The sequence below is a fragment of the Campylobacter concisus genome, from assembly GCF_015229965.1.
GTDB lineage: Bacteria > Campylobacterota > Campylobacteria > Campylobacterales > Campylobacteraceae > Campylobacter_A > Campylobacter_A concisus_BD.
Genome location: NZ_JAAKZB010000015.1, coordinates 45571 through 52460 on the forward strand (window position 1 = coordinate 45571; position 6890 = coordinate 52460).

Annotated in this window: 8 protein-coding genes; 3 read left to right on the top strand and 5 right to left on the bottom strand. The window is 38.7% G+C overall.

What is annotated here, in order from left to right; all coding sequences use genetic code 11:
• The 5 genes from plsX to G6W43_RS07410 all read right to left on the bottom strand — a co-directional run bounded on the left by plsX (window position 1) and on the right by G6W43_RS07410 (window position 2326).
• A complete protein-coding gene (gene plsX / locus G6W43_RS07390) occupies window positions 1-990 on the bottom strand; it encodes a phosphate acyltransferase PlsX (protein WP_103598196.1) in 990 nt (329 codons plus the stop codon).
• 3 nt (window positions 991-993) lie between these two features.
• Complete coding sequence (gene rpmF, locus G6W43_RS07395) at window positions 994-1140, bottom strand: 50S ribosomal protein L32 (protein WP_002942540.1); 147 nt, start codon at window positions 1138-1140, stop codon at window positions 994-996.
• Window positions 1141-1151: 11 nt separating this feature from the next.
• Window positions 1152-1511 carry a hypothetical protein gene (locus G6W43_RS07400; RefSeq protein ID WP_194169506.1) on the bottom strand — a complete coding sequence of 120 codons (360 nt, stop codon included), beginning with the start codon at window positions 1509-1511 and terminating at the stop codon, window positions 1152-1154.
• Window positions 1512-1525: 14 nt separating this feature from the next.
• Complete coding sequence (gene ndk, locus G6W43_RS07405; protein WP_002942517.1) at window positions 1526-1939, bottom strand: nucleoside-diphosphate kinase; 414 nt, start codon at window positions 1937-1939, stop codon at window positions 1526-1528.
• A 102-nt stretch (window positions 1940-2041) separates the two neighbouring features.
• Window positions 2042-2326 carry an NADH-quinone oxidoreductase subunit I gene (locus G6W43_RS07410; protein ID WP_002942606.1) on the bottom strand — a complete coding sequence of 95 codons (285 nt, stop codon included), beginning with the start codon at window positions 2324-2326 and terminating at the stop codon, window positions 2042-2044.
• A 173-nt stretch (window positions 2327-2499) separates the two neighbouring features.
• On the opposite strand from G6W43_RS07410, the gene uvrA reads away from it, so the two are divergent.
• From uvrA to G6W43_RS07425, 3 genes are all read left to right on the top strand, one after another.
• Window positions 2500-5328: an excinuclease ABC subunit UvrA gene (gene uvrA / locus G6W43_RS07415; RefSeq protein ID WP_194169507.1), complete on the top strand. Its 2829-nt coding sequence runs from the start codon at window positions 2500-2502 to the stop codon at window positions 5326-5328.
• Window positions 5329-5373: 45 nt separating this feature from the next.
• Window positions 5374-6456: a glycosyltransferase family 4 protein gene (locus tag G6W43_RS07420; protein ID WP_103611992.1), complete on the top strand. Its 1083-nt coding sequence runs from the start codon at window positions 5374-5376 to the stop codon at window positions 6454-6456.
• Window positions 6453-6890 (top strand): hypothetical protein (locus tag G6W43_RS07425; protein ID WP_196783745.1); only part of this gene is annotated, 438 nt, incomplete at its 3' end. The genes G6W43_RS07420 and G6W43_RS07425, both read left to right, overlap by 4 nt.

Sequence of the window (6890 nt, forward strand, 5' to 3'; positions counted from 1 at the left end):
TTACCTTGCAAAGTGTGAAAGTTCTTCTTCTATAACTTTATTTATATTCGAGTTAGCAAATTTAATTGCTTGAAAGATTGCATTTTTTATAGCTTTTGAGTTGCTTTTGCCGTGACTTATGATGACGCAGCCATTTACGCCAAGAAGCGGAGCACCGCCATACTCATCGTAGCTGACCTGTTTTTTTAGAGTTTTGAAAACTTTTCTCATAAGTACCGATCCAGCCATAGCAAGGGGTGATTTTTTAACTTGCTTTTTGATGATCTTGCCTATGGCATCAGCGACGCCTTCGCTTGTTTTTAGTAGGATATTTCCCATAAAACCGTCGCAAACCATGACATCAATGCTGCCATCAAAAATTTGATTGCCCTCTGCATTGCCAACAAAGCTATCAAGCCTAGAAACTAGTTTAAAGGCCTCTTTGCTGACTTCATTGCCTTTGCTCTCTTCTTCGCCGTTTGACAAAAGACCTACTTTTGGCTCTTTTCTGCCTAAAATTTCTTTTGCATAGGCTTCGCCCATTATGGCAAATTGAAATAAGTGTTCGCTTCTGCAATCAACATTTGCACCAACGTCCAAAACCAAAGTAGCTGTCTCTTTTGAATTAGGCATAAGTGTAGCGATCGCTGGACGAGATACATTTTTTAATCTACCAACTCTTAATGTAGCTAGGCTCATAGTAGCACCGCTGTGACCAGCAGAAACGACAGCATCGACATTTTTGTCTTTTAAAAGCTCAACAGCTTTGTAGATCGTGCTATCTTTTCTTTTTAGTGCGTCTGTCGCTCCGTCAGCCATAGAGATGACTTCGGTAGCTTCTATAAATTCTATATTTTTTAAATAGGGTTGTGGGATGAGTGGTTTTATGGCATTGCTATCGCCAACTAATACAGCTTTAAATTCCGCCTCTTTCAGTGCTTCAATAACGCCAGATATTATAGGCTCTGCACCAAAATCACCACCCATAGCATCAATAGCAATGCGAATCATATTTTAGTATTCACCTGTTGTTTTGTTTATGCGGTGAGGCATTTTCCAAGAACCATCTTTGTCTTTTACAGGCACTGGAAGTGTAACTTTGTAATGTGTTCTACGTTTTGCTGCACGAGAATGACTCACTCTTCGCTTTGGTACTGCCATTTTACTCTCCTTTATAAATTTTTACATTTTTCACAATAAAAATAATCGCTCTTAAAAGCTTCTAGCTCACTTTCAAAAACTTCTTTTAAATCAATATTGCCATCAAAAAATTCAACCGTATCGCTAAGCTCGTTTTCTCTATCTTTATAGACACCATCACTTAAATTTAGCTTTACGTCTTGGTCGATAGGCAACATAAATTCATCACCACATCGATCACAAATATATTTTATCTCGCCCTTTATGATGCCTTGGCATTTTACCAAAAAAGGGTCTTTTCTTTTTAAAATTCCACTAAAAAATAGATCATTGTTTCTTACTAGCTCAAAATTTATCTCTTTGTTTGCTATTTTAGAAAACGGAATAATCAAATTTTAGTCCAAAATTAGCAAATTTCTCTTGAAGCAAAGAAGAAATTTATCTCATTTACAGCGTTTTCTAGGCTGTCGCTTCCGTGAACTGCATTTGCGTCAATGCTATCAGCAAAGTCAGCTCTAATAGTGCCAGGTGCTGCTTCTTTTGGGTTAGTTGCACCCATTAGCTCGCGGTTTTTAGCAACTGCATTTTCGCCCTCTAAAACCATAACCACAACTGGTCCGCTTACCATAAAATCAACTAGATCGTTGAAGAAAGGTCTATCTTTATGAACTGCATAAAATGCTTTTGCATCGCATTTGCTAAGTTTTATTTTCTTTGCAGCTGCGATTCTTAAGCCATTGCTTTCAAATCTATCTATAATCTTTCCAACAACATTTTTCTTAACAGCGTCAGGCTTAATAATAGAAAGTGTTCTTTGCATAAATTTTCCTTAAAATTTAGGTTATTTAAATGAAGTTGGCAATTATATCAAATAAAGCTTAAAAATAAAATAGGCTCAAATTTGAGCCTAAATTTTGTAAATTTATTGGATGACTGGAGTGCTGCCAGTGCGAGCGTCAGCACCGATTTGATCACGTGAAGGTTGTCCTGCTACTACGGCATCCCAAACGATGCAACCATCAGTTGGACAGGCAGATGCACAGGCTGGCTCGTCGTTGTAGCCTACGCACTCAACGCATTTGTTTGAATAAACATAGTATGTATCTGCTCCAGTTGGGTTGTCGCTATCATCAACAATAGCTGAAACTGGGCACTCATCGATGCATGAACCACAGCTTATGCATATATCGGTTATTTTTACAGACATTTTTTCTCCTTAAATAAAATTTTGGCGTAGAATATCAAAAAAAACTGAAAATGATATAAATATACTCTTAAATTTTCATAGCACGCTTAATTTCTCTAAACTACTTTATAAAGTTTTTATCACTTTTAGACTAAATTTACAGATTAAAATTTTAAAAAGGTCGTATAAATTTAATGAATGATACTATAAAAATAACTGGCGCGCGCGAGCACAATCTTAAAAATTTAAACCTTGAAATTCCTAAAAATAAATTAGTAGTTTTTACCGGTCTTAGCGGCAGTGGCAAGAGCACGCTAGCCTTTGACACGCTCTATGCCGAGGGGCAGCGCAGGTATATGGAGAGCCTTAGCAGCTATGCTAGGCAGTTTTTAGACCGTGTGGGTAAGCCTGATGTCGATAAGATCGAGGGTTTAACGCCTGCAATTGCCATCGATCAAAAGACAACTTCAAAAAATCCTCGCTCAACGGTTGGCACGATTACTGAAATTTATGATTATCTAAGGCTTTTATACGCAAGGGTTGGCGTGCAGCACTGCCATAAATGCGGCAAACCTATCTCAAAAATGAGTGCGAGCGACATCATAAATGAAATTTCAAAGCTCCCACTTGGCGCAAAAGTGATCATCTATGCGCCGCTAGTTCGTGAGAAAAAGGGAACATGGGCGGATCTGATCGAAAATTTACGCCAAAAAGGCTTTGTTAGAGCACAGATAGATGGCGTGGTGGTGAGGCTTGATGAGGAGATCGAGCTTGCAAAAACGAAAAAACACACGATAAAGGTCATCGTTGATAGGATCGCCATCGACGAGCAAAATCACGAACGCCTTGCAAGCGACGTTGAAAAGGCGCTAAATGAGAGCTTTGGCGAGGTCGAGATAGAGATCGCAAACGCCGACGATCTGGGCTTAAAAGAGAGTTTTGTACATTACAGCGAGCACATGGCTTGTTTTGACTGCAAAATTTCATTTACGCCGCTTGAGCCGCTAAGCTTTAGCTTTAACTCACCAAAGGGCGCTTGCGAGCACTGCGACGGACTTGGCATAAGATATAGCCTAGATATGAGCAAGATCATTGATGAGGATAAGTCGATAGAAAACGGCGCTATCAAGCTACTTTACGGCTACAACATGAGCTATTACTATAAATTTTTACTTGCTTTTTGCGAGCAAAACGGCATCGATATCAAAAAGCCATATTATGAGCTTAGCGAAGATGAAAAGAGGCTTGTTTTATATGGCAACGTCAAGGATGTTGAGTTCTTTTGGAAGCGAAATAAACTGCTTAGAAAATTTGATGGTGTGGTCAAAATTTCATACGGGCTTTTGAAGGACTATAAGGACTTTGACGAGTATATGAGCGAGAAAATTTGTGACGCTTGTAACGGCCACAGACTAAAGCCTCAAAGTCTGGCAGTCAAGGTCGCTGGCCTTGGGCTTGGTGAAATTTTGGATATGAGTATAGAAAACTGCACCGCTTTTTTCTCAAATGAGAAAAATTTTGCTTACCTAAGCGACTACGACAAGGCGATCGCAAAGCCTATCTTAAAAGAGATTAACGAAAGGCTTTTCTTTTTGTACGACGTGGGACTTGGCTACTTGTCACTTGGACGTGATGCTAGGACGATCAGCGGTGGCGAGGCGCAGCGCATCAGGATCGCGAGCCAGATAGGAAGTGGGCTAAGTGGCGTCATGTACGTGCTTGATGAGCCAAGTATCGGCCTTCACGAGCGAGATACGTTAAAACTCATAAAAACACTTAGAAATTTACAAGCTAAAGGCAACTCTGTAATCGTTGTCGAGCATGATAAAAAGACGATAGAGGAGGCTGACTATATCGTAGATATCGGCCCTGGAGCTGGTAAATTTGGCGGTAGTGTGGTCTTTGCAGGCACGGCAAAAGAGCTTTTAAGCTCAGACACTCAGACTGCACAATACATAAATGGTAAGAAAAAGATCGACTATCAAAAAAATAGAAAAGCTGAGAAGTGGCTTGAAATTTCAAATGTAAATATCAACAATATCTCAAATTTAACCGCTAAATTTCCGCTTAGAAACCTTGTGGGTATCACTGGCGTTTCAGGATCTGGCAAGAGCTCGCTAGTGCTTCAGACCTTGCTCCCAGAGGCGCAAGAGCAGCTAAATAGAGCCAAAAAAGTAAAAAAAATAGCTGGGGTAAATTTAAGCGGACTTGAGAATTTAGACAAGGTCATATACCTCGATCAAAGCCCGATCGGCCGCACTCCACGCTCAAATCCAGCGACTTATACTGGTGTGATGGATGAGATAAGAAATTTGTTCGCGCAGACTAAAGAGGCCAAGCTTAGAGGCTATAAAATAGGGCGCTTTAGCTTCAACGTCAAAGGTGGGCGCTGCGAGAAGTGCCAAGGCGAGGGCGAGATCACCATTGAGATGCACTTTTTACCTGATATTAACGTGGTTTGTGACGTTTGTAATGGTGCTAGATATAACGCTCAGACTTTGGAAATTTTATACAAAGGCAAAAATATCGCCGAGGTGCTAAATATGAGCATAGATGAGGCGGTTGAGTTCTTTAAGGCTGTGCCAAAGATCGCTTCAAAGCTTACAACACTGCAAGATGTGGGACTTGGCTACATCACGCTTGGACAAAACGCAGTCACACTTAGTGGCGGTGAGGCGCAGCGCGTGAAGCTAGCAAAAGAGCTTAGTAGAAGTGATACTGGAAATACGCTTTACATCCTTGATGAACCAACGACGGGACTTCATTTTGCCGATGTTGATAGGCTAGTAAAGGTGCTAAATCACCTAGTTGATCTTGGAAATTCTGTCTTTGTGATCGAGCATAATATGGATGTTATCAAAAACTGCGACTATATCGTAGATATGGGGCCAGAAGGCGGTGCAAAAGGCGGTAAAGTGATAGCTTGTGGCAGTGTCAAAGAGGTAGCTAAAAACTACAAAAAAACTGGCAGCTATACTGGGGAATTCCTAGCGCAAGAGCTTGAAGAGATGAAGAAAAAATAAGACCAGCTTTTATGCTAATATTATGAAAAAATTAAGGGATAAATTTTGAAAATATTGCTTTATAACGTGACAACTGCACTAAAAATTGGCGGTGTTGAGACATTTTACTACTCAGTAGCAAAGGAGCTTATCAAAGAACACGAGGTGACCATTTGCACTGGCAGAGGTAAATTTATACCAGCATTTTTAAAAGACAGTAGCATTGATCTAAAGATGTTTGGTTTTTGCCCTAGAGAAAAGGTCGTAAAAATAGGCAATAGATTTAGAAAATTTATTGAAAGAGTTAGTTTTTATTTTAATGCCAGAAAATTTTTAGAGTCTGAGAAATTTGATATTTTAGTTGTACATAAGCCATTTGATTTTTTTGTTGCATGGGCTTTAAAGAGGCATGATAAGAATTTTAAAGCAGTCTTTGTAAGCGGTGGCGAGGATTTTTACTTTTTTGATAAATTTTTTATCAAATTTATAGATAAGATCATTAGTGTTAGCGACGCAAATGCGGAGATTTTAAGAGAAAGATATGGCAGAGAGGTTAAAGTCGTTTATAATGGCGTAGATAAAGAGAAGTTTTATCCAGATGCATCACTAAAAGAGAAGGCAAGAGAGAAATTTGGTGTAAAAAGTGATGAAATTTTGATAGGAAGCGTAGGTAGAGTAGTTGGCTGGAAAGGCTTTGGCATGATGGTAAAAAATATAGACAAGATCAAAAACGCCAAATTTATGCTAGTTGGTGATGGAGAAAATTTACAAAGCCTAAAAGAGCTAGCAGCTAAGTTTAGCTTAAATCAAAAGGTCATTTTTGTTGGTGCTATCGGACATGATGAGCTAAATGAGTACTATAACGCTTGCGATGTCTACTTGCAACCAAGCATTGGCCATGAAGCTTTTGGTATAACCGTCATTGAGGCATTAGCCGCTAACAAGCCTTGCGTAGTTAGTATAAACGGTGGCATGAAAGAGATCATAAAAGACGGAGTAAATGGGTATAAATTTAAAATTTCAGATGAAAGTGACATGATAGAAAAGATAAATTTAACGATAGAAAATATAGAAAATTTAAGACCAAGAGAGAGTATAAAAGGCATGTATGAGTGGTCAAAATTTGCACAGGAGCTAGTTAAGGTATGAAAAAGGTAGCATATATTAGTAACTTTTACGCTATACCCCCACTAAAGGGTGCCGCTGTTCAGACCTGGACAAATGAAGTAGCAAAGAGACTTTGGTTCTATGAGCCACACACTATTTGCATAGATGATGAATTTTTACCATTAAAAGAATATAGAGATGGTGTTTATCACCACAGAATTCGTCTTTCAAAAATTTATAAAAGAATTTTTCAAAAGATATTAGGCTGGGACGTCTATTCTTATAATGACAGAGTTTTTAATGAGGTAAAAAAAATAAATCCTGATATTGTGCATTTTCAAAACTATCATAATGGTATAGAGAGCTTAGCAAGAAAGATAAAAACTTGGAATAAAGATATAAAAGTGATCCTTCACCTGCATAATTTTTATGATTTTAAAAATAAAAATTTTGATAAGCTTGATGCTGTTATAACC

Coding starts and splice junctions, on each gene's coding strand:
- uvrA (WP_194169507.1), top strand. CDS start 2,500: ATGAATGATACTATAAAAATAACTGGCGCGCGCGAGCACAATCTTAAA.
- ndk (WP_002942517.1), bottom strand. CDS start 1,939: ATGCAAAGAACACTTTCTATTATTAAGCCTGACGCTGTTAAGAAAAAT.
- rpmF (WP_002942540.1), bottom strand. CDS start 1,140: ATGGCAGTACCAAAGCGAAGAGTGAGTCATTCTCGTGCAGCAAAACGT.
- plsX (WP_103598196.1), bottom strand. CDS start 990: ATGATTCGCATTGCTATTGATGCTATGGGTGGTGATTTTGGTGCAGAG.
- G6W43_RS07410 (WP_002942606.1), bottom strand. CDS start 2,326: ATGTCTGTAAAAATAACCGATATATGCATAAGCTGTGGTTCATGCATC.